This is a genomic window from Streptomyces roseolilacinus (genome assembly GCF_014649335.1).
Classification (GTDB): domain Bacteria; phylum Actinomycetota; class Actinomycetes; order Streptomycetales; family Streptomycetaceae; genus Streptomyces; species Streptomyces roseolilacinus.
Genome location: NZ_BMSV01000006.1, coordinates 97,646 through 121,780, shown reverse-complemented (window position 1 = coordinate 121,780; position 24,135 = coordinate 97,646). Strand labels below are relative to the sequence as shown.

The window sequence follows — 24,135 nt, the reverse complement described above, 5'->3', positions numbered from 1 at the left end:
CGCGGCCATGCGTGCGATCACGATTCCCGAACCCGGTGGCCCCGAGGCGCTCGTCTGGGCCGAGGTGCCCGATCCCGTACCCGGCGAGGGCGAGGTCCTCGTCGACGTGGCGGCAGGAGCCGTCAACCGCGCCGACCTCCTCCAGCGGCGGGGCTTCTACGACCCCCCGCCGGGCGCGTCCCCGTACCCCGGCCTCGAGTGCTCGGGCCGCATCGCCGCGCTGGGCACCGGCGTCTCCGCCGACTGGTCCGTCGGCGACGAGGTGTGCGCGCTGCTCGCGGGCGGCGGGTACGCCGAGAAGGTCGCCGTCCCGGCCGGCCAGCTGCTGCCGGTGCCGAAGGGCCTCGACCTGGTGACGGCGGCGGCGCTGCCGGAGGTCACCGCGACCGTCTGGTCGAACGTCTTCATGGTGGCCCACCTGCGGCCCGGCGAGACCCTGCTGGTGCACGGCGGCGCCAGCGGCATCGGGACGATGGCGATCCAGCTGGGCAAGGCGGTCGGCGCCCGGGTCGCGGTGACCGCGGGCGGCCCGGAGAAGCTGGCGCGGTGCGCCGAACTCGGCGCGGACATCCTGATCGACTACCGCGAACAGGACTTCGTCGACGAGCTGCGCCGGGCGACGGACGGCGCGGGCGCGGACGTCATCCTCGACATCATGGGCGCCAAGTACCTGGAGCCGAACGTCAAGGCGCTGGCGGTGAACGGCCGGCTCGCCGTCATCGGCCTGCAGGGCGGCGTCAAGGGCGAGTTGAACCTGGGCACGCTGCTCGGCAAGCGGGCCGCCGTGACGGCGACCTCGCTGCGGCAGCGGCCGCTGGAGGAGAAGACGGCCATCGTCGCCGCCGTACGGGAGCACGTGTGGCCGCTGATCGAGGCGGGCACGGTCCGCCCCGTGGTGCACCGTACGTTCCCCATGGAGAAGGCCGGGGAGGCCCACCGGGTGCTGGAGGACAGCAGCCACGTCGGCAAGGTGCTGCTGACCACGGACCCGGCGGCCTGACGGCCGCTCAGGAGGCGCCGCACCGAGCGGAACGGCCCGGCACACACTCCGTGTGCCGGGCCGTTCGCCGTTCGCCGCCGTACGGGCTAGAGGTACGGGCCGCCCGTCCGGGCGCGGCCGCGCCCCTGCTCGTCGTCGTCCTGCGAGACCATGCCCGGGGGAAGGGCCCGGCGCATCTGCTCCAGTTGGGCGCGGGCCGCCATCTGCTGGGCGAACAGCGCCGTCTGGATGCCGTGGAAGAGGCCCTCCAGCCACCCGACCAACTGGGCCTGGGCGATGCGCAGCTCCGCCTCGGACGGGATCGTCTCGTTGGTGAACGGGAGGGACAACCGCTCCAGTTCCTCGACGAGTTCCGGCGCCAGCCCCTCCTCCAGCTCCTTCACCGAGCTGTGGTGGATCTCCTTCAGTCGGACGCGGCTGGCCTCGTCGAGAGGTGCCGCGCGCACCTCCTCCAGCAGCTGCTTGATCATGCTGCCGATCCGCATCACCTTGGCGGGCTGCTCGACCATCTCCGTCACCGGGATCTCGCGCGACTCGTCGTCATTCTCGCCGCCGCCGAGGGCCATACCGTCCTGCCCGACGATGAGGACCTGCGGGGTCTCCTGCGACCGTTCATTCCTCGGCATCTCCATGCCGCCATTCTCTCGTACAGATGCGTCACCCCACGGTGTGCCCCCGCGCACGGATGATCCACCCTCGCGCGGGGGCGCGAACCGGTGCGACCTCGCTAGGCCGCCGCGCGCCGGGCCACCGCGGCACGGGACCGGGTGAGCAGCGCGGCGAGCAGCGCCGCGCCCAACGGCACGGCGATCAGCAACGCCCCGAACGTCTCCCACGGGATGACGATCGGTACGTGCGGCAGGTCGGCGACCCCTGTCCAGCCGGCGTCGCGGCCCTCCTGGTACATCTGCTCCTTCTGGCGGCGCTCGGTCAGCCGCAGTCCGATCGCGGGGAGCACGCCCGCGACCGTGCCGAGCAGGACGCCCATCACGGCGACCACCCCGCACTGGAAGCCGCTGAGGGTGCGGCGCACCCGCGGCGGCGCCCCGACCGCGGCGAGGGTCTTCAGGTCCGCCTCGGCGTCGGCCTGGGCCAGGCCGGTGGCGATGCCGGCCGCACCGATCGTGATCAGACCGGCGAAGACGGTCAGGGCGAGGAGCACGATGCTGTTCTCGCTGGTGAAGCCCGTCTCGATGTGGAACTGGATCTCACTGCCGATCTTGGCGAGATCGGCGTCGAGGCGCTGCCGCTGCTCGCTGCTCGGCAGGTGGTCGGTGCTGTAGTACGAGCCCAGCGGCGCCGTCCCGAGGCCGGCCGCCTCGGCGGCGGCCGGGCTGAGCAGGCCGGCGATGCCGTACGAGGGGGTGCCGTCCGGGACCTGGTACGCCGGGAAGGCCTTCAGTACGCCGGGGACCTCCTCGTTCCGCTCGGCGGCCTCGTCGGCCGCCTTCGCGTCGGCGATCACCCGCAGGGAGACCTTGCCGGTCGCGTCGACGTGCCTCTTCTGGAGGGAGACGATCCGGCCCTCGGCGAGCGCCCGCTCCACGGCGGGGTCGTCGATCCCGAGCACCTTCAGCAGGGTCGCGTCGGCGACGAGCAGGCCGTCGTTCGTCGGGACGTAGCCGCCGTCCTCGGACCGGCAGCGCCAGTCGTCGGCCAGCTTGCGGCGCTCCTCCTTGGAGAACCGCTCCGCCGGGTCCTCGTCGGTCCCCGTGTCCGCCCACAGCGGGCACTCGTTGGCCTTCGGGATGACGAGCTCGGTCCGGCCGCAGCCCTCGTCCGACGAGAAGGGACCGCAGGAGGACTTGCCGACCGCGAGGCGCGCGACGTCGGCCCGCACGTCGACGGGCACGTGCCGCTGCACGGCCTCGCGGACGGCCGGCACGTCCCGGCCGCCGTCCTCGGTGAGGAAGACGGAGACCGCGCCGTGCGGCAGCTGGGCCGTGTACTCGGCGCGCTGCTGGGCGTCCTGGCTGGTGGCGTACGTGGCGACCGCGACCGTACCGGCGACGGCGGCCAGGACCGCGGCCACGGCGGGCGCCGTACGGCCCCGGTTGCGGACGGAGTCCCGCAGCGCCAGGCGCGGCGACAGCGGCAGCCAGCGGCCGACCCGGCCGAACAGACCCACCAGGGCGGGGGTCATCGCGACGACGCCCAGCTCCGCGAGGGCGCTGCCGCCCGCGACGATCACGAACTGGTCGGAGAACACCGATCCGTACAGGGCGATCGCGGCGCCCAGCAGGGCGGCGACCAGGCCGACGGCGGGCAGGACGCGGTTGCTCCTGCGCACCCCGCGGCGGCCGGTCAGCGACGCCAGCACCGTCTCGCGGGACGAGGTGACGGCGGGCACGACGGCGGCGAGCAGACCGGTCAGCACGGCCAGCGCGCCGATGCCCAGCAGCTCCAGCGGACGCACGTCGAAGGCGCCGAACCGCTGGCCGAAGGCCTGCTCCAGGACGGGCTGGAGCGCGAAGGTGAGGACCAGCCCGAGGGCCGTGCCCGCGACCGCCGCGACGAAGCCGATCACCAGGCCGCCCGCCAGGACGATGGAGCGGATGTGGCGGCGGTCGCCGCCGTTGGCGCCGACGAGCCCGAGCTGGCGGCGCGAGCGGCGGGCTCCCACCGCGAACGCCGGGCCGGCCAGCAGGCAGATCTCCAGCATGGCGAGGCCGACGACGGTGGCCACGGCGACCAGCGCCGCCTTGTCGGAGCCCAGGCCCTGGCCGAACGGAGAGTGGCCCTCGCGCTGGTACAGCGGCACGTCGGCGTCGGCGGGCGGGTCGACGAGGACCGCCCGCGAGACGGCGATCACGCCCTTGGCGTTGACCTCCTGGACCATGTTCCACGTGAAACCGTGCCCGCCGCCCGCCGGGAGCTTCACCAGGTGCTCGGTGGAGATGTCGGGCACGGCCAGGCCGGACGCTTCGAGGCCCTTGCGGAGCGGTTCCAGGAACGCCCCCGGGAGGGCGTTGACCTGGAGCGCCTCCAGGTCGTCGGGGACCTCGTACGAGCCGACGATCCGGTACTCGCGCTCCAGCCCGCGGGCGGTGAGCGTGCCGCCGATCTCCAGGCCGCTCTCCGCGAGGAAGCGGGAGGAGGCGGCGACCTCGTCGGGGCGCTGCGGGAAGCGGCCGTCCAGTGGCGTCAGGATCCCCCGGGCCAGGGGGTCGGCGGCCTTCAGCTCGCGCACCTCGGTGTGGAGCAGGCCGTGGACGGTGCGGAGCTTCCCGTGGCCGATGGTGTCCTTCAGGAGGGTGGCCCCGGCGGGGAGCGCCTTCCCCACGTCGGTGCGGCCCTCGGGCACCGGCTGGGAGTCGTACTTCTCGTCGGCCGGGGCGGTCCTCTGGCCGTCCGGTGACTGCTGGACGGCCACACCGCCGTACCCGGGGTCGGAGACGCGGGCGTCGGCGGCGCCCAGGAGGCGCGTCGCGCGCTCCTGCGGGGACAGCTCGGCACTGCGCAGCGTCAGGTCGGCGGCGCTCACGCCGACGATGGGCAACGCGATCATGGCGAGGACGAGGAAGCTGCGCCCCTTGGAGCGCCAGGCGTCGCGGCGGGCTATCCGCACCGCGGCGCGCCAGGAGTGGAACCAGCCGTTCACCGCTCGCCCGCCTGGCCCGAGAGCAGGGACTCGGCGCCGGTGCGCACGGTCTGGTCGACGACCGCGCCGTCCCGGAGGAACACGACCCGGTCGGCCCACGCGGCGAACCGGGGCTCGTGGGTGACGAGCACCCCGGCGGCGCCCGCGTCGCAGCGGGAGCGCAGCAGGGCGAGGACGGACTCGCCGGTCTCGGAGTCGAGGGCGCCGGTCGGCTCGTCGGCCAGGACCAGGCGGCGGTCGCCGACCAGGGCGCGGGCGATGGCGACGCGCTGCTGCTGGCCACCGGACATCTCGTCGGGGAAGCGGTCGGCGAGGTGGCCGAGGCCCATCTCCTCCAGCGCGGCGACGGCCTCTGTGCGTGCCTTGCGGGCGGACACGCCGTCCAGCTCGCGCGGCAGGGCGACGTTCTCGGCGGCGGTGAGGGCCGGGATGAGGTTGTAGTCCTGGAAGACGTAGCCGATGCTGCGGCGGCGCAGTGCGGCGAGGGTCCTGCGGTCGGCGGTCGTGATGTCGGTGTCCTCGACGACGACCCGCCCGGAGGTGGGGGTGTCCAGGCCGCCGGCGATGGTGAGGAGCGTGGACTTGCCGGAGCCGGAGGGGCCCATGACGGCGACCAGCTCGCCGGGGTACACGTCGAGGTCGACGCCGCGCAGGGCGTGCACCTCGGTGGCGCCGGTGCCGTGGACGCGGGTCAGCTGCTGGAGCCGCAGCACGGGCCTGCGGTCCGCGGCGGAGGGCCCCTCGGCGGAGGGACGGGGCGGACGGGGCTGCTGGGACGGCTGTGGTGTCGGTGATGACATGGCAGGGTTCCCCCCTTGGGCGTGCGCGGGGACGCGGTGGGCCCGCGCGCACGGAGCGGTCGTTCGGTTCTCGGGTGGTCGGTGCGGCCGCGGGAGCGGTCGGCGGTCGCCCCCGCGGCGGTGTCCGGCCGGGGCGGCCGGACGGCGGTCCGCCGGCGGCCCGGTGGTGGAGCGCCGGCGGCCCGGTGGAGCGTCCGGTCGTCCGGTGGAGCGTCGGTCGTCCGGTGGTGGGCCGTGGGAAGGCAGTGGGAGAAGGTCGTCGGAAGGCCGCCGGAGGGCCGGTGGTGGGCCGTCGTGGCCCGGTGGTGGACCCGGACCCCGCCGGCGGTGGTCAGCGGCGCCGGGCGGCGCGTGCGGCGGGCGGCGGCGCCGGGACCTCGGGCGGCGGCGGGTCCTGCGGGGCCGCGGTGGCCGACAGGCGGATCAGCCGGGCCTCGCAGTGGTCCAGCCAGCGCGCCTCGGCCTCCGTCTGGAAGATCAGCTGCTCCAGGACGAGGAGCCAGGCCACGTCGTCGCGCCGCTGCGCGCCGCCCTCCAGGGCGCTCACCGCCTGCACCTTGAGGCGCGTGTAGTCCTGCATCGCCTTGACCGTGTGGTGGCGCTGGGCCTGGATGACCGCGCGGACGTCCACGCCCGGCGCCCCGACCGCCATGGCGAGCTTGATGGCCAGCTCGTCGCGGGCGGGGCTGGTGCGGTCGACGGGCCGCTCGAACCAGGTGCGCAGCTCCGCGCGCCCCGCGTCGGTGATGACGTAGAGCGGGTGGCCCGCCCCGTCCTCGCCGTCCTGGGCGACCATGCCGTCCCGTTCCAGCCGGCTGAGGGTCGTGTAGACCTGGCCGACGTTGAGCGGCCAGGTGGAGCCGGTACGGGACTCGAACTCCGTACGGAGCTGGGAGCCGTAGCGCGGGCCGCGTTCGAGGAGGGCGAGGAGCCCGTGACGGATCGACATACTCAGTATGTATACCGAGTATGCCGACCCGCACAACCGTCTCGGGACGGAGGGCCCGCGTCCCCCTCGGGAGGGACACGGCGGTGGGCGGGGCGGTCAGGCGCGGCGGACGCGGATCCCGATGAAGCCGAGTCCCAGGCCCATCAAGGTGAGTCCCACGCCCAGCGTCAGGACGGGAACGCGCCGGTCGACGCCGGTTTCGGCGGCCTGGCCGTGCGGCTCCCAGGCGGCGGCGGAGGGGCTGTCGTGCGGCGGCACGGCGGCGGGGGAGTCCTCCTCCGGTAGGGCTTCGGGCACCGGGTCCCAGCCGTCGTGGTGGCCGTGGTCCGTTGCCGTCCTGGTACGTGCGGGGTCGGCGGCCGGCGAGGCGGAGGGGGACGGGGAGGCGGAGGGGCTCGGCGAGGGGGGCCTGGTCCGGCCGGGGCGCTGCAGCCCGGCCCCGGCGGGCCGCCCGGCCAGCGAGGGCCACGGGCCGCCGGTGCTCGGCCGGACCGAGGGGTCCGCCCCGGGGCCGCCGCCGGGGACGGGGGGCGTGGAGCCGGGCGGCGAGCCCGGCGTGGAGCCGGGCGGGGTGTCCGGCGGCGTGGGGGTCCCCGGGCCGGGCGGGTCACCCGGGCCGGGAGCGGTGGGCCCCGGAGCCGTCCCCGTGGCGGGGCCGGGGGAGGTCGGCCCGGTCGGCCCGTCCGTCGCGCTCGCCCGCGGTGGCGACGCGCCGCCGTCCGCGTGGGCGACGGGGGTCAGCCCGCCCGCGGCGCACAGGAGGAGGGAGCCCAGCGCGACCGCCCATCCGGTGTGAGGACGTGGAGTCATCGGGCGACTCCCTTTCGCGCGGCGTTGCTCGTTCCCGCCCACGATCACACACGGCGTCGTGGCGGGGCCTCCCGAAACGGCCGAATGGCCCAGTGCGCGCGGGCGAACACCGGGTGAACGGCGGGAAGACGCCACGGCGGCTCCCCGCCGCCGGCTACTGCTGGCCGCGTCCTGTGGAGACCTCCAGGGTGAAGGTGGCCTCGTCCGTGCTGATCTCGGTGTCCTTCGGCGGGTACTGGGTGAGGACGGTGCCGTCGCCGTAGACGTTCTCGTTGACCGCGACCTCCTTGGTGATCTTCCAGCCGGCCGCCTGGATGCACTCCTTGACCGAGGTGATGTTCTTGTACCGGAAGTCCGGGACCTTGAACTTCTCCGGGTCGTCGCCCTCGCCGGGCTCCGTGCAGTCCTTGGTGTCGACGCGCTTGCTGAGGTCGGGGCCCTTGTAGTCGCCGCCCTCGGTGCCGGAGCCGGTGCCCGCGCTCGACTGCGTGGTGCCCGTCACCGTCGTGTTCGGGGTGTCCTCCTTGTCGAGGGCGACCGCGGTGATCACACCGCCGACGGCTATCAGCGCGACCAGGACCGCGCCCACGAGCAGCGGCGTGTTCCGCCGGCCGCCCCCGCCGCCCCCGCCACCGGCCGGCGCCGGCTGGTACGGGGCCGGCGTCTGGTAGACGGGCGGCGGGGTCGGGGCCGGGTGCTGGTGCGGGTAGCCGTACGCCGCCGGGGCCGGGGTCGGCGCGGGAGCCGGCGTCGGCGGGCCGTACGGGCTCGGCGTCGGCGCCTGGTACGGCGTCCGGACGCCCTGCGGCGGCGGGCCCGCGTGCGACTGGTCCAGCGGCGGGAACACCGCCGAGCCGACGCCCGAACCGCTGTTCGCCGGGGCGCCCGGGACGATCATCGGCGCGCCGGTCTGACCGGCGGACAGCACGCGCAGGCACTCGTCGCGCATGGCGGCGGCGCTGGGGAACCGCTCGTTCGGGTTCTTCTTCAGGGCCCGCGCGACCAGCGCGTCCATCGCCGGCGTGATCGACCGGTTGAAGGAGGACGGCGGGACCGGCTCCTCCTGCACGTGCGCGTACGCGATGGCGAGCGGCGAGTCCGCGTCGAACGGCAGCCGCCCGGTCAGCAGCTGGAACAGCATGATGCCGACCGAGTACAGGTCGGAGCGGGCGTCGACGCCGCGGCCGAGGGCCTGCTCGGGCGACAGGTACTGGGGCGTGCCGACGACCATGCCGGTCTGCGTCATCGACGTGACGCCCGACTGCATGGCGCGGGCGATGCCGAAGTCCATGACCTTGACCACACCGCGCTTGGTCGTCATCACGTTGCCCGGCTTGATGTCGCGGTGGACCAGGCCCATCTCGTGGCTGGTCTCCAGCGCGGCGAGCACGTCCGCGGTCACCTTCAGGGCCTTGTCGGCGGGCATCGCGCCGTACTGTCGGACGTCCTCCGCCAGCACCGATCCGAGCGGCTGGCCCTCCACGTACTCCATGACGATGTACGGCATGACGCCGCCGTCGCCCATCGAGGGGTCGCTGAAGGTGACCGTGTCCTCACCGGTGTCGAAGACCGACACGATGTTGGTGTGCTGGAGCTTCGCGACGGCCTGCGCCTCGCGCCGGAACCGCTCGCGGAACGACTGCTCCCGGCCGAGTTCCGTGTGGAGGGTCTTGATCGCGACCTGCCGGTCCAGGGCGCTGTCGTACGCCAGGTACACCGAGGCCATGCCGCCTTCGCCGAGCAGGTCGCGCAGCTGGTACCGGCCGTTCGCCACCGACCCGCCCGCATAGCGGCCGTGTGCGCCGTCCTGGCTCATCGTGCTTCCCCCTACGCGCGCGCGTGCCCGCGGTGATCCCGGATTTACGGGCCAAGTCTGCCCCAGGCCACCGACACGTCAAGCCGGGTGCCCGTTCCGTGACCGTACGCACGGGAAGCGTCTCGTAAGCGTTACGTGAACCGCATCGAATTTGCACAGGTGTACGCGGAACCGATTGGATGGCCGGTCCATCCCGAACCGGCGCGTCGCGTGGAGGCTGTAGCGTGACGTGGCGAAGTACCCCTGGAAAGACGGCGGCACACCGCTCGCGGGCACAGCGCGCGGACAGCAACGGAAATGACGGCGAGGACGATGGCACCCGGATCCGAAGCAGGTGGCGGCGGAGTGTCGGATGACGGAGCGTCGGGGCGCGCGGACGCCGTCGAGTTCGGTGCCGGCGGCCTGGTGGGCGACGGCCGTTACCGACTGACCCACCGCCTGGGACGTGGCGGCATGGCCGAGGTGTTCGCGGCGGAGGACGTACGGCTGGGCCGGACCGTCGCCGTGAAGCTCCTGCGGGCCGACCTGGCGGAGGACCCGGTCTCCAAGGCCCGCTTCACGCGCGAGGCGCAGTCCGTCGCGGGTCTGAACCACCACGCGATCGTGGCGGTGTACGACTCCGGCGAGGACGAGGTGAACGGCCAGGCCGTGCCGTACATCGTCATGGAGCTGGTCGAGGGCCGCACCATCCGGGAGCTGCTGGTCAGCGCGGAGGCCCCGCCGCCCGAGCAGGCCCTGATCATCGTGTCGGGCGTGCTGGAGGCGCTGGCCTACTCGCACCAGCACGGCATCGTGCACCGCGACATCAAGCCGGCGAACGTCATCATCACCCACGGCGGCGCCGTCAAGGTCATGGACTTCGGCATCGCCCGCGCCCTGCACGGGGCGTCCACGACGATGACGCAGACCGGCATGGTCATGGGCACGCCCCAGTACCTGTCGCCGGAGCAGGCGCTCGGCAAGGCCGTCGACCACCGCTCCGACCTGTACGCCACGGGCTGCCTGCTGTACGAACTGCTCGCGCTGCGGCCCCCCTTCGTCGGCGAGACGCCGCTGTCCGTCGTGTACCAGCACGTCCAGGACACGCCGGTGCCGCCCTCCCAGGTGTCCGACGTGGCCCCTCCGGAGCTGGACGGGCTGGCGATGCGGGCGCTGGCGAAGGACCCGGACGACCGGTTCCAGAGCGCCGAGGAGATGCGGGGGCTGATCCAGTACGGGCTGCGCATGCTCCAGGAGCAGGGCGGCCACACCGGCACGTGGAACACCGGCCTGGTCGGCCCGCACGACGGCGGCCACACCCCGCACGGCGGCGTCGCGGCGACCGCCGTGATGGGCGTGCCGGCGGGGCTGGGCACGGGGCCGTCGACGCCGGCCCGCCCCGGCCGGCCGGTGCCGGTGCACGGCGACACCTCGCAGGGCCCGATCCTGCCGCCGCGGAACCCCGACGACGGCGCCTACGCGGCCGCCTACGACAACGGGCGCGGCGGGGGCGGCCGCGGCAAGGTGCTGCTGTTCGTGGCGTTCGCGCTGATCGCGATCGTCGCGGGCGTCGTGTACGCGGTGAGGGCGAGCGAGACGCCGACCGGCACGGACGTCAAGCCGTCCGTCAGCCCGACGCCGTCCGTCTCGCGCAGCGCCACCCCCTCGCCGTCCGCCTCGGAGTCCCAGGAGGAGACGCGGCAGCCCGGCACGTCGACCGGCGGGGGCGGTGACTGGAACCCCCCGTCGCGGCCCCAGTGGACGCCGTCGTACAGCCAGGACCCGGTGCCGTCCACGAGCGGCGACACCGGCGACACGGGGGCGACGGACGGCTCCACCGACCAGGGCACGACCGGCGACACGACGGGCGGCGGCACGACCGAGGGCACCGACGAGGGCACCAGCGAGGGCGGCACCACCGACGGCACGACCAACCAGGGCACGACCGACGGGACGACCGGTTCGACCGACACCGGCGGCGGGGGCGACAGCACCGGGACGACCACCTCCGGCCAGCAGGGCGGCACGTCGGCGGGCACCACGACGACCGGCGGCACCACCCCCGGGAACTGAGGCGCCCGCCACCGCCCTCAGTCCGCGAACGCGTCGCACACCGCGTCGTACTCGCGGGTCCACCACACCGCCAGGGCCGACACCGCGGGGAACTGCGGGTCGGCCCTGCTGTCGTGCAGCTGGTAGCGCCACCGCAGTATCCAGAAGTCGTTGAGCCGCTCCCACCACACGCGGTGCACCGCGGCGGCCAGTTCCGCCGCGTCGACCCCGGCGGCCCGCCGGTACGCGCGCGCGTAGGCCCGGACCTTCGCCAGGTCCAGGCGGCCCGCCGGCTGGACGTAGAAGATCATCGCGGCCCGGACCGCCTCCTCGGCGCGTGGCTGGACGCCCAGCCGGTCCCAGTCGACGATCGCGGCCGGCTCGGCACCCCGGTACAGCAGGTTCAGGGGGTGGAAGTCCCCGTGCACCCAGCCGCCCGCCGCGGGCGCCGCCGCGGCCGGGCGCCGGTGCGCGTGCGCGGCCAGCAGGCGGCGGCGCTCCACCAGCCGGTGCTCGGCCAGCTCGTCGAAGGCGGCCCGGCGCCGCCGCGCCCTGGCCAGCGCCAGCAGCTCGTCGATCAGCCGGAACGTGTCCTCCGGGTCGGCGCTGCCGTACTCGCGCGCCGCCGGGTGCACCCCGGCCACGCCCAGGACGCGCTCCAGGCACGTGTGGACGAAGCCGAGCAGGGTGCCCAGCCGCCGGGAGCCGGCGGCCGTGAGCTGGGCGCCGTCGCGGTGGCGCCCGTCGACCCAGGGGTGCAGGGCGTAGCAGTGGCCGCCGAGCTGGGCGACCGTGAGGCCCTCGGCGTCCGGCAGCGCGGGCGCGACCGGGACGCCCAGGGCGTGCAGCCGCTCGGTCGCGCGGTGCTGGCGGGTGATGGTGGCGTGGCCGGAGGTGGGGGCGTCCAGGTGCTGTTTGAGGAAGAACGTGCCGCGTGTGGTGGTGAGGCGGTAGCCGCGGTTGAGGAGGCCCTGGGTGACCGGTACGCACGAGAGCGGCTCGCCGCACCGGGGGTGGCGGCGCAGCAGCGCGGACACCGGCGGGAGCGGCGGGGCGGACGGCGCCGGCGAGGCGTCGCGGGCGGCCGCGGCGGAGGGGGCCGTCGAGCCCGGGCGGGCCTGCGGGGCGGTGCGGCCGGGGCGCGGCCGGGGGACGTGCGGGACGTCGGGGGCGGCGAGCGGAGCCGTTACAGATGAGCGCGGCACTTGTCAGATGTTAGATCACTATGAGATGACCCGCGTCACATCACGCCCCGGTGAACTCTTCCCGAGGCCGGGGTGCGCGGGATAACGTGCCGGTGTTCCGGCGGCCTGCGAGGCTGTTACCAGTGTGTTATCCGAGCCGTGTCAGCGGTGTGACCAGGCGTTGTCCCCGTGTTTCTCGATTTACTTGGAAATCCAAGCAAAATCGCAGGTCAGAGGGGTTTCGCAGGAGTGCTGCGCACTGGGTAACGTGCCTATCACAGGGCACTCGCCGGGACACCTGTCACGCCTGTATCCGGCCGAGGGCACCCACCCCGTGCATCGCGTACGGACCAGGCGAGCCGCTTCCCCGAGCTCCACAGGAGCCGGGGGACCCCAGGCCACCCGGCGGACCCCGGGAGCCCGGACAGACGGAGGAGCACGCACGTGACCGTGGACAGCACTGCCGCGCGCCAGCCGCGACGCAGCAGCGGCACCAGCACCAGCGGCACCAAAGCCGCTGCAGGCGGTGCCGCCAAGCGCGCCGCGCGCGCGAAGAAGCCGCGGAGTTCCGACTCCGAGCCGCCGCTCGTACAGCTGCTGACGCCCGAGGGTGAGCGCGTCCAGCACCCCGACTACGACGTCGACCTGACCCCCGAGGAGCTGCGCGGCCTGTACCGCGACATGGTGATGACCCGCCGTTTCGACGGTGAGGCCACCGCGCTCCAGCGCCAGGGCGAGCTGGGCCTGTGGGCCTCGCTGCTCGGCCAGGAGGCGGCGCAGATCGGTTCGGGCCGGGCCCTGCGCGACGACGACTACGTCTTCCCGACCTACCGCGAGCACGCCGTCGCCTGGTGCCGCGGGGTCGACCCGACGAACCTGCTCGGCATGTTCCGCGGGGTGAACAACGGCGGCTGGGACCCCAACAGCAACAATTTCCACCTGTACACGATCGTCCTCGGCTCGCAGACCCTGCACGCCACCGGCTACGCCATGGGCGTCGCCAAGGACGGCGCGGACTCCGCCGTGATCGCCTACTTCGGCGACGGCGCCTCCAGCCAGGGCGACGTCAACGAGTCGTTCGTCTTCTCCGCGGTCTACAACGCCCCGGTCGTGTTCTTCTGCCAGAACAACCAGTGGGCGATCTCCGAGCCCACCGAGAAGCAGACCCGCGTCCCGCTCTACCAGCGCGCGCAGGGCTTCGGCTTCCCCGGCGTCCGCGTGGACGGCAACGACGTCCTCGCCTGCCTGGCCGTGACCCGCTGGGCGCTGGAGCGTGCCCGCCGCGGCGAGGGCCCGACGCTCATCGAGGCGTTCACCTACCGCATGGCCGCCCACACGACCTCCGACGACCCGACCCGCTACCGCCACGACGAGGAGCGGGCCGCCTGGGAGGCGAAGGACCCGATCCTGCGCCTGCGCCGCCACCTGGAGGCTCAGGGCCACGCCGACGCGGCCTGGTTCGAGGAGCTGGAGGCGGAGAGCGAGGCCCTCGGCAAGCACGTCCGCGAGGTCGTCCGCGCCATGCCCGTGCCGGAGCACATGGCGATGTTCGACAACGTGTACGCGGACGGGCACGCGCTCGTCGACGAGGAGCGCGCGGAGTTCGCCGCCTACCAGGCGTCCTTCGCGAACGGAGAGGGCGAGTGACCATGGCTGTACAGAAGATCCCCCTCGCGAAGGCGCTCAACGAGTCGCTGCGCAAGGCCCTGGAGACCGACCCCAAGGTCGTCGTCATGGGCCTGGACGTCGGCAAGCTCGGCGGCGTCTTCCGGATCACCGACGGTCTGCAGAAGGACTTCGGCGAGGAGCGGGTCATCGACACCCCGCTCGCCGAGTCCGGCATCGTGGGCACCGCGATCGGCCTCGCGCTGCGCGGCTACCGGCCGGTGGTGGAGATCCAGTTCGACGGCTTCGTCTTCCCGGCGTACGACCAGATCGTCACGCAGCTCGCGAAGATGCGGGCCCGCTCGCTCGGCGCGGTGAAGGTGCCGGTGGTCATCCGCATCCCGTACGGCGGCGGCATCGGTGCCGTCGAGCACCACTCCGAGTCGCCCGAGTCGCTCTTCGCGCACGTCGCGGGCCTCAAGGTCGTCACCCCGGCGACCCCGTCGGACGGCTACTGGATGCTCCAGCAGGCGATCCAGAGCGACGACCCGGTGATCTTCTTCGAGCCGAAGCGGCGCTACTGGGACAAGGGCGAGGTCGACACCGAGGCCATCCCCGGCGAGCTGCACCAGGCCCGCGTCGCCCGGGAGGGCACGGACCTCACCCTCGTCGCCTACGGCCCGATGGTGAAGACCTGCCTGGAGGCGGCTGCGGCCGCCGCCGAGGAGGGCCGGTCGATCGAGGTCGTGGACCTGCGCTCGATCTCCCCGATCGACTTCGACACCCTCCAGGCGTCGGTCGAGAAGACCCGCCGCCTGGTCGTCGTGCACGAGGCGCCGGTGTTCTTCGGTTCGGGCGCGGAGATCGCCGCCCGGATCACCGAGCGGTGCTTCTACCACCTGGAGGCCCCGGTGCTGCGGGTGGGCGGGTACCACGCGCCGTACCCGCCGGCCAGGCTGGAGGAGGAGTACCTGCCGGGTCTGGACCGGGTGCTCGACGCCGTCGACCGCGCGCTCGCGTACTAGGAGGAACACCCGTGATCCGCGAGTTCAAGATGCCGGACGTCGGTGAGGGTCTCACCGAGGCCGAGATCCTCAAGTGGTACGTCCAGCCCGGCGACACCGTCACGGACGGCCAGGTCGTCTGCGAGGTCGAGACGGCGAAGGCGGCCGTGGAGCTGCCCTGCCCGTTCGACGGGGTGGTGCACGAGCTGCGCTTCCCCGAGGGCACGACGGTCGACGTCGGCGAGGTCATCATCTCGGTGAACGTGGGCGGCGACGAGCCGGCCGCCGCCGAGACCCCCGCCGCCGCGCCCGCACCGGCCGCCGCGCCGGAGCCCGAGGCCGAGCCCGAGCCGCAGGGCCGCCAGCCGGTCCTCGTCGGGTACGGCGTGGCCGCGTCGTCCACGAAGCGGCGCCCGCGCAAGCAGGCGACGGCCACCGCCGCCGCCCCGGCCGCCCTCGCGGCGGTCCAGGGCGAGCTGAACGGCCGGGCCCCCGCCCCGGTGGCCCCCGTGCCGCAGGCCCGCCCGCTGGCCAAGCCGCCCGTGCGGAAGCTGGCCAAGGACTTGGGCGTGGACTTGGCGACGGTGGTCCCGACCGGTCCGGACGGGATCGTCACGCGCGAGGACGTGCACAAGGCGGCCGCCCCCGCGCAGGCCCCCGCGGCCGTACCCGCGCAGCCCCGGCCGCAGGCCCCCGCGGCGGCCCCGCAGCAGCAGCCCGCGCCGGCCGCCGCCCCGGTGGCCGAGCCGGTCGCCGCCGGCGTGCGGGAGACCCGCGTCCCGATCAAGGGCGTGCGCAAGGCCACGGCGCAGGCCATGGTCGGGTCGGCGTTCACCGCGCCGCACGTCACCGAGTTCGTCACGGTCGACGTGACCCGCACCATGCGGCTCGTCGAGGAGCTGAAGACGGACCGGGACATGGCGGGGCTGCGGGTGAACCCGCTGCTGCTGGTCGCCAGGGCCCTGCTCGTCGCGATCCGGCGCCACCCGGAGATCAACGCCTCCTGGGACGAGGCGGCCCAGGAGATCGTGGTCAAGCACTACGTCAACCTGGGCATCGCCGCCGCCACCCCGCGCGGCCTGATCGTGCCGAACATCAAGGACGCCCACGCCAAGACCCTCCCGGAGCTGGCGACGGCGCTCGGCGAGCTGGTCGCCACCGCCCGCGAGGGCAGGACGACCCCGGCGGCCATGCAGGGCGGCACGGTGACGATCACCAACGTCGGCGTCTTCGGCGTCGACACCGGCACGCCGATCCTCAACCCCGGCGAGTCGGCGATCCTCGCGGTCGGCGCGATCAAGCTCCAGCCGTGGGTGCACAAGGGCAAGGTCAAGCCGCGGCACGTCACGACGCTGGCGCTCTCCTTCGACCACCGGCTCGTCGACGGCGAGCTGGGCTCGAAGGTGCTGGCCGACGTGGCGGCCGTCCTGGAGCAGCCCAAGCGCCTGATCACCTGGGCGTGACGACCACCCGGCGGGAGCGGACCCGGGTCCGCTCCCGCCGCACGAAGGGCCCGGACGCCGGTCGCGTCCGGGCCCTTCGGCCCGCCGGGGCCCGTCCACATGCTGGACAAGCCCCTTGATGTAGCCTACTTGTATCTATCCTGTGCGCATGCCATCCGCCGCGCCCCCCTCCCCGCCTGCCGCCGAACGGGTCTACGCCCACGTCAAGGAGGCGGTGCTCGACCGCCGCTTCGAGGGCGGAACCCTGCTCACCGAAGGGGAGTTGGCGGAAGCCGTCGGAGTCTCCCGCACCCCGGTGCGCGAGGCGCTGCTGAAACTGGAGATGGAAGGGCTGCTCAAGCTCTACCCCAAGAAGGGCGCCCTGGTCCTGGCCGTCTCCGCGCAGGAGATCTCGGACGTCGTGGAGACCCGGCTGCTGGTCGAGGAGTTCGCGGTCCGCAGGGCCGTACCGCTGCCCGCCCCGCTCCTGGCACGCCTGGAGGAACTGCTCGACGAACAGCGCCGGCGCGCCGACGAGGGCGACCTCCGCGCGGTCGCCGTGTCGGACCGCTGCTTCCACGCGGAGATCGTCCGCCACGCCGGCAACCAGATCCTGTCGAAGCTGTACGACCAGCTGAGGGACCGTCAACTGCGCATGGGGGTCGCCGTCATGGAGGCGCACCCCGACCGCGTCGCGAAGAACATCGCCGAGCACGCCGAGATCCTGGCGGCACTGCGCGACGGCGACGCGGAGGGCGCGGCGCGCTGCGTCCGCTCCCACGTCAGCCGGGTGAAGGTGCTGGTCCGGGGTGAGGACCGGTGACCTCGCCCACCTCCTCGTCCGCCTTCTCCCTCCCCGCCGATCCGCCCGGTGGCCGCCGGGCGGCCCTCGTGTGGGGCGTCGGTGTCTGCGTGTACCTCGTCGCGGTCGTCTTCCGCACCTCGCTGGGCGTGGCCGGACTCGACGCGGCCGACCGCTTCCACGTCAACGCCTCGGCGCTGTCGGCGTTCTCCATCCTCCAACTGCTGGTCTACGCCGGCATGCAGATACCCGTCGGCCTGCTGGTCGACCGGCTGGGCACGCGGAAGGTCCTGACGCTGGGCATCGTGCTGTTCACCGCCGGCCAGCTGGGCTTCGCGCTGTCCCCGTCGTACGGGACGGCACTGGCGGCCCGGGCGCTGCTGGGGTGCGGCGACGCGATGACGTTCATCTCCGTGCTGCGACTGGGCAGCCGCTGGTTCCCGGCGCGGCGCGGACCGCTGATCGTGCAGGTCGCCGGGTTGTTCGGGGTCGTCGGCAACCTCCTGTCGACGATGGTGCTGGCGCGGACGCTGGACGAACTGGGCTGGACGGCGACCTTCGCGGGCAGCTCGGTGGCCGGACTGGTCGTACTGGTGCTGGTCCTCGCGTTCCTGAAGGACCATCCGGAGGGCTTCGAACCGGAGCCGGTGCCGCACGCGGGGGTCGCGTACGTACGGCACCAGACAGCCCGCGCCTGGCGGGAACCGGGCACGCGCCTCGGGATGTGGGTGCACTTCACGACGCAGTTCCCCGCCATGGTGTTCCTGCTGCTGTGGGGCATGCCGTTCCTGGTGGAGGCGCAGGGCCTGTCGCGGGGGCGGGCCGGCGAACTGCTGACGGTGGTGGTGCTCTCCAACATGGTGGTGGGCCTGGTGTACGGCCAGCTGATCGCCCGTCACCACGCGGCCCGCGCGCCCCTGGCACTGGGCACCATAGGCGCGACGGCCCTCGTGTGGGCGGCCGTCGTGACGTACCCCGGCGACCGGGCGCCGATGTGGCTGCTGGTCTCGCTGTGCGCCGTCCTGGGCGCGTGCGGACCCGCCTCGATGATCGGCTTCGACTTCGCGCGGCCCGCCAACCCGCCGGAGCGGCAGGGCACGGCCTCGGGGATCGTCAACATCGGCGGGTTCACCGCGTCGATGACGACGCTGCTGGCGGTCGGCGTCCTCCTGGACGCGACCGGGGGCAGCTACCGGGTGGCGTTCTCGTCGGTGTTCGTCCTCCAGGCGCTGGGCATCACCCAGATCCTCCGCCTCCGGGCCCGCACCGCCCGGCTGGAACGCGAACGGCTGGTCGCCAGCCGCGTGGAGGCGGTCCACGTCCCGGTGTGACCGCACGGCGCACGCGGGCGCCCGCCCCACGGCGGCGCCCCGGCGCGACCGCGCCCGGGGAAGCGCTACGGCGTGACGGCGAAGTGGGCGAGGATGGCGCCGGCCAGGTCCTCGTCGCCCTCCACCTTCACCCGGTCGGCGACCGCGGCGGGCCGCACCCGGCCGCAGGCCAGGCGCACGTACGTCTCCCAGTCCATCGCGAGCGTCACGGCCGGCCCCAGCGACGGGGCCCCGTCGATCGTGCCGCGCCCCTCGGCGTCCACGCGGACCGTCCGCAGGAACTCCACGGGACCGCTCACGTCGAAGACGACCGCCGTGTTCGGCGGGGCGCCCGCGTCCTTCGCGACCACCTTCGGCAGCACGGTGAGCAGGTTGTCCCGCGTGACGTACGCGCCGGGGGAGTCGAGGTTGCCGGGCTTGTCGAGCGCCGTGCGCAGGTCCTGCTCGTGCACCCACACGTCGAAGGCGCGCATCCGGTACGCCGTCTCGAGGCTCTGCTCGGCGCCCAGCGGGGCACGCACCAGCGTGTCGGGGGAGCGGCTCTCGTTGCGCAGCATGCGGGCGCGGCGGATGAGGACGTACTCCAGCTCGGCCGTCATCTCCGGCGCCGTGTGGTGCCGCCGCACGTCGACCTGCATCTCCATGTAGCGCGCGAAGTCACTGCGCACGTGGTACAGGTCGCGGGGCAGGGAGTGAATCGGCCGCGGGTCGCCCAGCATCTCGCACTCCAGGCCGATGACGTGGGAGACGATGTCCCGGACCGACCAGCCGGGGCACGGGGTGGCGCGGTTCCACTCGCCCTCGACGAGCGGCTGCACCAGCTCGGCTATGGCTTCGACGGAGTGGGTCCAGGCGTCGGCGTAGTTCTGGAGGCTGGGATGGACGGTCACGGGACCCCTCGTGCGGCTTGGTACGCGGGCTGGGTGCAGTGGCATCTGCCGGGGAGCCCCGGGGGGTCCCCCTGGACGCAGTCCTCGGGGGAGAACCCCCAGGAAGAAACAGTACGCTCCCCGCGAGCCCCTCGGCAGTGCTTTCGTGTGACGATCGTAGGCCCGTATTGACGGCTTCAACGCCAGGACGGTGGTAGTGTGCGCGCCTCTCTGATCCAGATTGCGGTCAACCCGGACGAAACGGTGGACGCGCGCCGACGGCGCGCCGCCGCGCTCGTGCGCGACGAATCGGCGTCGGACCTGGTGGTCCTGCCCGAGCTGTGGCCGGTCGGCGCCTTCGCCTACGAGGCGTTCGCGACGGACGCGGAGCCGCTGCGCGGGCCGACGTACGAGGCGATGGCGGCCGCGGCGGCGGACGCCCGGGTGTGGCTGCACGCCGGTTCCTTCGTCGAACGCGACGGGGACGCCCTGTACAACACGGCGCTGATCTTCTCCCCCGACGGGGAGCTCGCCCGGACCTACCGCAAGATCCACCGGTTCGGCTTCGACCAGGGCGAGGCGGTGCTGATGTCGGCGGGCGGCGAACTGGCCGTCGCGCCGTGCCCGGAGCTGCCGTTCGGGCTGGCGACCTGTTACGACCTGCGGTTCCCCGAGCTGTTCCGGGGGCTGGTGGACGCGGGCGCGGCGGCGTTCGTCGTCCCGGCGGGGTGGCCCGCCCGGCGCCGCGAGCACTGGTCGCTGCTGGCGCGGGCGCGGGCGGTGGAGAACCAGGCGTACGTGCTGGCGTGCGGGACGGCCGGGACGCACGCGGGGGTCGAGCAGGCAGGGCACAGCGTGGTCGTCGACCCGTGGGGCGAGGTGCTCGGCGAGGCGGGGCGCGGGGAGGAGGTCCTGGTGGTGGACCTCGACCCGGCCCGCGTCGCGACGACCCGGGAGCAGTTCCCCGCCCTGAAGGACCGCGTGCTGGGGATCACGGCCCCGGTCCGCCCGGGGACCGGCGGCCGGTAGGGGGCGCCGCGGCGCGCGGGGCGCGGGAGGGCCGGGCCCCGCGCCCGGCCCCTCCCCGCCCGGCCCCTCTCCGCCCCCCTTTCCCGCCCCTCCCGGCGGAACGGCTCCCGCGGCGGCGGGGCGCGGCGGGGATGGCACCCTTGAAGGATGAACGAAAGCGTTTCCGCGTCTCGGCGCGTTCGGGTACGGGCTCCTGAATTGGTGGGCGAGGGGGGCTGGCTCAATACGGGCGGAGTCTCGTACAGCCTCGCTGACCTGCGGGGACGTATCGTCATTCTCGATTTTTGGACCTTCTGCTGTGTGAACTGCCTGCACGTCCTCGACGAGCTGCGGGAGCTGGAGGAGAAGCACCGGGACACCGTCGTGATCGTCGGCGTGCACTCGCCGAAGTTCGTGCACGAGGCCGACCACCAGGCCGTCGTCGACGCCGTCGAGCGGTACGGGGTCGAGCACCCCGTGCTGGACGACCCGAAGCTGGTGACCTGGAAGCAGTACGCCGTGCGGGCCTGGCCGACGCTGGTCGTGATCGACCCGGAGGGGTACGTCGTCGCCCAGCACGCGGGCGAGGGCCACGCCAAGGCCATCGAGACCCTGGTCGAGGAGCTGGAGGCCGAGCACGAGGCGAAGGGCACGCTGCGGCGCGGCGACGGGCCGTACGTGCCGCCGGAGCCGGTCGCCACGCACCTGCGCTTCCCCGGCAAGGCCCTCCTCCTGGACTCCGGCGGCTTCCTGGTCTCCGACACGACCCGCCACCGGCTGGTCGAGCTGGCCGCGGACGGCGAGACCGTGGTGCGCCGGTACGGGGACGGGACGCGCGGCCTGGCCGACGGGCCGGCCCGGGCGGCGCGGTTCAGCGAGCCGCAGGGGATGTGCGCGCTGCCGGACGGGCGGATCGTCGTCGCGGACACGGTGAACCACGCGCTGCGCGCCCTGGACCCGGTGACCGGCGAGGTGTCGACGCTCGCGGGGACCGGCGCCCAGTGGATGCAGGGCTCCCCGACCTCGGGTCCGGCCCGTGAGGTCGCCCTGTCGTCGCCGTGGGACGTGGCGTGGTGGCGGGGCCGCGTGTGGATCGCGATGGCCGGTGTCCACCAGCTGTGGGCGTACGACCCGGAGGCGGGGACCGTGGAGGTCGCCGCCGGCACGACCAACGAGGGGCTCGTCGACGGGCCGGCCGGCGAGGCGTGGTTCGCGCAGCCGTCCGGGCTCGCCGCGACCGAGGACCGGCTGTGGGTCGCGGACTCCGAGACGAGCGCCGTGCGTTGGGTCGATCCCGAGGGCGTGGTCCACACGGCCGTCGGCACCGGCCTGTTCGACTTCGGGCACCGGGACGGCGCCGCGGACCAGGCGCTGCTCCAGCACCCGCTGGGCGTCACCGCGCTGCCGGACGGCTCGGTCGCGGTCTGCGACACGTACAACCACGCGCTGCGCCGCTACGACCCGGTGTCCGGTGAGGTGACGACCCTCGCGACGGACCTGCGCGAGCCGAGCGACGCGGTCCTGGTCGGCGACGACCTGGTGGTGGTGGAGTCGGCGCGGCACCGGCTGACCCGGCTGCGGCTTCCGGAGGAGGCCGTGCAGGTCGCGGCGGTGGCGCACCGCACGCAGCGGGAGGCGACGGCGATCGCGCCGGGCACGCTGCGGCTGGACGTGGTGTTCCGCGCGCCGACCGGGCAGAAGCTGGACGAGCGGTACGGGCCGTCGACGCGGCTGCTGGTCTCGTCGACGCCGCCGGAGCTGCTGGCGGACGGGGCGGGCAGCGGCACCGACCTGTTCCGCGAGCTGAAGCTGGACCCGTCGGTGACCGGGGGCGTCCTGCACGTCTCGGCGATGGCCGCGTCCTGCGACGACGACCCGGAGAACGAGTACCCGGCCTGCCACGTCCACCAGCAGGACTGGGGCGTCCCGGTGCGGGTCGAGGAGGGCGGCGCGGCGCGTCTCCCCCTCATCCTGGCGGGTCTCGACGAGGCGTAGTCCCAGTGGTCCCGGGTTCCCGGCGCGGCCCGCGCGGCCGTGCCGGGGGCGTTCGGCGGGCCGGGTTCCGGTGGCGGGAGGGGCGGCCCGCCCCCACCGTGCCGATCGCCGTCAGGGCCCGTCACTACGGGCCCTGACGGCGATCGGCGCGGTGGGTCGTCCTCCGGCGGGACCGTGCTGACACGGTGTCACCCCGCCTCTTTCGCGGAGGTATCCGCCGGCTTCACGGGGCCGCTCAGAGGGTGCGGCCGTCGTCGCGGAGCGGGTCGGGCTCCACGACCGGGGCCACGGGTGACACCACCGCCCTGCGCCGGCGCGCGATGCTGGTGTACGCGGCGATGCCGATCAGGCCGACCGCCATCATGATCAGTCCGGCTACGTCCAGGTTGAATCCGCTGATCTCCCAGTCGGTCGCGAACGTGAGGATCGCGCCTCCCGCGATGAGCAGCAGGCATCCGCCCAGGCCCATGGTGTGCCTCCTCGGTGATAACTCGTACCGGAGTGTTGCGGGTACCCGCTGCGGGCCCCGCAACGCCTCCGGTCACGGGGTCACTTGAGGAAGGCGGCCAGGGAACCGGCCAGGAGGTACGGGTCGTCGGCGCCGCACAGCTCGCGCGCGCTGTGCATGGAGAGGCAGGCGACGCCGATGTCGACGGTGCGGATGCCGTGCCGGGCGGCGGTGATGGGGCCGATCGTCGTGCCGCAGGGCAGGTCGTTGTTGGAGACGAACGTCTGCCACGGCACGCCGGCCTCCTCGCACGCTGCGGCGAACACGGCGCGGCCGCCGCCGTCCGTGGCGTACCGCTGGTTGACGTTCACCTTGAGGATGGGGCCGCCGTTGGGGCGCGGGTGGTGCGTGGGGTCGTGCCGCTCCGCGTAGTTGGGGTGGACGGCGTGGCCCACGTCGGAGGAGAGGCAGATGGTGCCGGCGAAGGCGCGGGCGCGGTCCTCGTAGGTGCCGCCGCGCGCGTAGACGGATCGTTCCAGCACCGTGCCGAGGAGCGGGCCCTGCGCGCCGGTGTCGGACTCGGAGCCGTTCTCCTCGTGGTCGAACGCGGCCATGACGGGGAGGTGGGCGGGCGGGTCGCCGGCGGTGGCGACGGCGGCGAGCGCGGCGGTGGCGGCGTGCACGGACAGCAGGTTGTCCAGGCGCGGCGCGGCGAGCAGTTCCCGGTCGCGGCCCAGGTAGGCGGGGGCTTCCACGGAGTGGACCATCAGGTCCCAGCCGGCGACGTCCTCCGCGTCGAGGCCGGCCTCGTCGGCGAGGAAGCGGATCAGGTCACCTTCGCGGACGTCGTCGCCGAGGCCCCAGATGGGCTGCATGTGGCGCTGCCGGTCCAGCTTCAGGCCCTCGTTGGCCTGCCGGTCCAGGTGGATGGCCAGCTGGGGGACGCGCAGCAGCGGCCGGTCGACGTTGACCAGGCGGTGGCTGCCGTCGCGGAGGGAGAGCCGGCCGGCGAGGCCGAGGTCCCGGTCGAGCCACGAGTTCAGCAGGGGCCCGCCGTAGATCTCGACGGCGACCTGCCGCCAGCCGTGCGCGCCGCTGTCGGGCCGCGGCTTGACGCGCAGGTTCGGCGAGTCGGTGTGCGCGCCCACGATCCGGAACGGGGTGTGGGGGGCGGCGCCCTCCGGCACGTACCACGCGACGATCGCGCCGCCCCGGATCACGTACTTGCCGCCGGTCGTGCCGTCCCACGCGGCGGTCTCCTCGACCTGGCGAAAGCCGGCCTTCTCCAGCCGCTCGGCGGCGGTCGCCACGGCGTGGTACGGGGACGGCGAGGCCGTGAGGAACGTCATGAGGTCGTCGGTGTGGCCGCGGTCGAAGCGGGGCGGAGAGCTGCTCATGAGCACACCATACGGTCGGCCGCCCGGCCGGGCGCAGGGTTCG

The 24,135-nt window shown here is 74.0% G+C and carries 19 protein-coding genes; 9 read left to right on the top strand and 10 right to left on the bottom strand.

From position 1 onward, the window contains the following. Positions 1 to 7 precede the first annotated feature (7 nt). Entirely contained in the window at positions 8 to 1,000 is a 993-nt protein-coding gene (locus IE106_RS15760; protein WP_189534363.1) for an NAD(P)H-quinone oxidoreductase, read from the top strand. Between the two features lie 86 nt (positions 1,001 to 1,086). Here the strand turns inward: IE106_RS15760 and IE106_RS15755 are convergent, their stop codons facing one another. The 6 genes from IE106_RS15755 to IE106_RS15730 form a co-directional block, all read right to left on the bottom strand. After that, complete coding sequence (locus tag IE106_RS15755; RefSeq protein ID WP_189534361.1) at positions 1,087 to 1,632, bottom strand: bacterial proteasome activator family protein; 546 nt, start codon at positions 1,630 to 1,632, stop codon at positions 1,087 to 1,089. A gap of 95 nt (positions 1,633 to 1,727) precedes the next feature. Continuing rightward, positions 1,728 to 4,601, bottom strand: coding sequence for an FtsX-like permease family protein (locus tag IE106_RS15750; RefSeq protein WP_189534359.1), 2,874 nt, complete (start codon positions 4,599 to 4,601; stop codon positions 1,728 to 1,730). Continuing rightward, a complete protein-coding gene (locus IE106_RS15745) occupies positions 4,598 to 5,401 on the bottom strand; it encodes an ABC transporter ATP-binding protein (RefSeq protein ID WP_373295947.1) in 804 nt (267 codons plus the stop codon). The genes IE106_RS15750 and IE106_RS15745 overlap by 4 nt, the downstream gene beginning before the upstream one ends. Before the next feature lie 331 nt (positions 5,402 to 5,732). Next, the gene (locus IE106_RS15740; RefSeq protein WP_189534357.1) at positions 5,733 to 6,350 is read right to left on the bottom strand and encodes a PadR family transcriptional regulator; all 618 of its coding nucleotides are present in this window, start codon (positions 6,348 to 6,350) and stop codon (positions 5,733 to 5,735) included. A 96-nt stretch (positions 6,351 to 6,446) separates the two neighbouring features. Beyond that, complete coding sequence (locus IE106_RS15735) at positions 6,447 to 7,160, bottom strand: hypothetical protein (protein ID WP_189534355.1); 714 nt, start codon at positions 7,158 to 7,160, stop codon at positions 6,447 to 6,449. A gap of 154 nt (positions 7,161 to 7,314) precedes the next feature. Beyond that, positions 7,315 to 8,976 (bottom strand): protein kinase domain-containing protein, encoded by a 1,662-nt coding sequence (locus IE106_RS15730; RefSeq protein ID WP_189534353.1) that lies wholly within the window; start codon positions 8,974 to 8,976, stop codon positions 7,315 to 7,317. A 312-nt stretch (positions 8,977 to 9,288) separates the two neighbouring features. On the opposite strand from IE106_RS15730, the gene IE106_RS15725 reads away from it, so the two are divergent. Then, the gene (locus IE106_RS15725; RefSeq protein ID WP_189534350.1) at positions 9,289 to 11,028 is read left to right on the top strand and encodes a protein kinase domain-containing protein; all 1,740 of its coding nucleotides are present in this window, start codon (positions 9,289 to 9,291) and stop codon (positions 11,026 to 11,028) included. A 17-nt stretch (positions 11,029 to 11,045) separates the two neighbouring features. On the opposite strand, the gene IE106_RS15720 is transcribed toward IE106_RS15725, so the two are convergent. Further along, positions 11,046 to 12,044: a phosphotransferase gene (locus tag IE106_RS15720; protein WP_229840539.1), complete on the bottom strand. Its 999-nt coding sequence runs from the start codon at positions 12,042 to 12,044 to the stop codon at positions 11,046 to 11,048. A gap of 591 nt (positions 12,045 to 12,635) precedes the next feature. On the opposite strand from IE106_RS15720, the gene pdhA reads away from it, so the two are divergent. The 5 genes from pdhA (at position 12,636) to IE106_RS15695 (ending at position 18,375) form a co-directional block, all read left to right on the top strand. Beyond that, positions 12,636 to 13,838 (top strand): pyruvate dehydrogenase (acetyl-transferring) E1 component subunit alpha, encoded by a 1,203-nt coding sequence (gene pdhA / locus IE106_RS15715; protein WP_189534347.1) that lies wholly within the window; start codon positions 12,636 to 12,638, stop codon positions 13,836 to 13,838. A gap of 2 nt (positions 13,839 to 13,840) precedes the next feature. Continuing rightward, entirely contained in the window at positions 13,841 to 14,821 is a 981-nt protein-coding gene (locus IE106_RS15710) for an alpha-ketoacid dehydrogenase subunit beta (protein WP_189534345.1), read from the top strand. Between the two features lie 29 nt (positions 14,822 to 14,850). Then, positions 14,851 to 16,263, top strand: coding sequence for a dihydrolipoamide acetyltransferase family protein (locus IE106_RS15705; RefSeq protein WP_189535044.1), 1,413 nt, complete (start codon positions 14,851 to 14,853; stop codon positions 16,261 to 16,263). 148 nt (positions 16,264 to 16,411) lie between these two features. Then, complete coding sequence (locus IE106_RS15700; RefSeq protein ID WP_189534343.1) at positions 16,412 to 17,065, top strand: GntR family transcriptional regulator; 654 nt, start codon at positions 16,412 to 16,414, stop codon at positions 17,063 to 17,065. After that, entirely contained in the window at positions 17,062 to 18,375 is a 1,314-nt protein-coding gene (locus IE106_RS15695; RefSeq protein ID WP_189534340.1) for an MFS transporter, read from the top strand. Before IE106_RS15700 ends, IE106_RS15695 begins: the two co-directional genes overlap by 4 nt. Before the next feature lie 65 nt (positions 18,376 to 18,440). On the opposite strand, the gene IE106_RS15690 is transcribed toward IE106_RS15695, so the two are convergent. Beyond that, positions 18,441 to 19,265: a maleylpyruvate isomerase family mycothiol-dependent enzyme gene (locus IE106_RS15690; protein ID WP_189534338.1), complete on the bottom strand. Its 825-nt coding sequence runs from the start codon at positions 19,263 to 19,265 to the stop codon at positions 18,441 to 18,443. Positions 19,266 to 19,463: 198 nt separating this feature from the next. Here IE106_RS15690 and IE106_RS15685 point away from each other — a divergent pair, with 198 nt between their 5' ends. Further along, positions 19,464 to 20,273: a carbon-nitrogen family hydrolase gene (locus tag IE106_RS15685; RefSeq protein WP_189534336.1), complete on the top strand. Its 810-nt coding sequence runs from the start codon at positions 19,464 to 19,466 to the stop codon at positions 20,271 to 20,273. A 147-nt stretch (positions 20,274 to 20,420) separates the two neighbouring features. Then, the gene (locus tag IE106_RS15680; RefSeq protein ID WP_189534333.1) at positions 20,421 to 22,247 is read left to right on the top strand and encodes an NHL domain-containing thioredoxin family protein; all 1,827 of its coding nucleotides are present in this window, start codon (positions 20,421 to 20,423) and stop codon (positions 22,245 to 22,247) included. Between the two features lie 235 nt (positions 22,248 to 22,482). Here IE106_RS15680 and IE106_RS15675 read toward each other — a convergent pair whose 3' ends face one another. Further along, complete coding sequence (locus IE106_RS15675) at positions 22,483 to 22,716, bottom strand: hypothetical protein (protein ID WP_189534331.1); 234 nt, start codon at positions 22,714 to 22,716, stop codon at positions 22,483 to 22,485. Between the two features lie 80 nt (positions 22,717 to 22,796). After that, positions 22,797 to 24,092, bottom strand: a complete 1,296-nt coding sequence (locus tag IE106_RS15670; protein WP_189534329.1) for a M18 family aminopeptidase — start codon at positions 24,090 to 24,092, stop codon at positions 22,797 to 22,799. Positions 24,093 to 24,135 lie beyond the last annotated feature (43 nt).

Excerpts from the sequence above, each read along its gene's own strand:
- IE106_RS15670 (WP_189534329.1), bottom strand. The coding sequence starts at position 24,092 with ATGAGCAGCTCTCCGCCCCGCTTCGACCGCGGCCACACCGACGACCTC.
- IE106_RS15680 (WP_189534333.1), top strand. The coding sequence starts at position 20,421 with ATGAACGAAAGCGTTTCCGCGTCTCGGCGCGTTCGGGTACGGGCTCCT.
- IE106_RS15740 (WP_189534357.1), bottom strand. The coding sequence starts at position 6,350 with ATGTCGATCCGTCACGGGCTCCTCGCCCTCCTCGAACGCGGCCCGCGC.
- IE106_RS15755 (WP_189534361.1), bottom strand. The coding sequence starts at position 1,632 with ATGGAGATGCCGAGGAATGAACGGTCGCAGGAGACCCCGCAGGTCCTC.
- IE106_RS15675 (WP_189534331.1), bottom strand. The coding sequence starts at position 22,716 with ATGGGCCTGGGCGGATGCCTGCTGCTCATCGCGGGAGGCGCGATCCTC.
- IE106_RS15745 (WP_373295947.1), bottom strand. The coding sequence starts at position 5,401 with ATGTCATCACCGACACCACAGCCGTCCCAGCAGCCCCGTCCGCCCCGT.
- IE106_RS15700 (WP_189534343.1), top strand. The coding sequence starts at position 16,412 with ATGCCATCCGCCGCGCCCCCCTCCCCGCCTGCCGCCGAACGGGTCTAC.
- IE106_RS15725 (WP_189534350.1), top strand. The coding sequence starts at position 9,289 with ATGGCACCCGGATCCGAAGCAGGTGGCGGCGGAGTGTCGGATGACGGA.
- IE106_RS15705 (WP_189535044.1), top strand. The coding sequence starts at position 14,851 with ATGCCGGACGTCGGTGAGGGTCTCACCGAGGCCGAGATCCTCAAGTGG.
- IE106_RS15735 (WP_189534355.1), bottom strand. The coding sequence starts at position 7,160 with ATGACTCCACGTCCTCACACCGGATGGGCGGTCGCGCTGGGCTCCCTC.
- IE106_RS15710 (WP_189534345.1), top strand. The coding sequence starts at position 13,841 with ATGGCTGTACAGAAGATCCCCCTCGCGAAGGCGCTCAACGAGTCGCTG.
- IE106_RS15760 (WP_189534363.1), top strand. The coding sequence starts at position 8 with ATGCGTGCGATCACGATTCCCGAACCCGGTGGCCCCGAGGCGCTCGTC.
- IE106_RS15730 (WP_189534353.1), bottom strand. The coding sequence starts at position 8,976 with ATGAGCCAGGACGGCGCACACGGCCGCTATGCGGGCGGGTCGGTGGCG.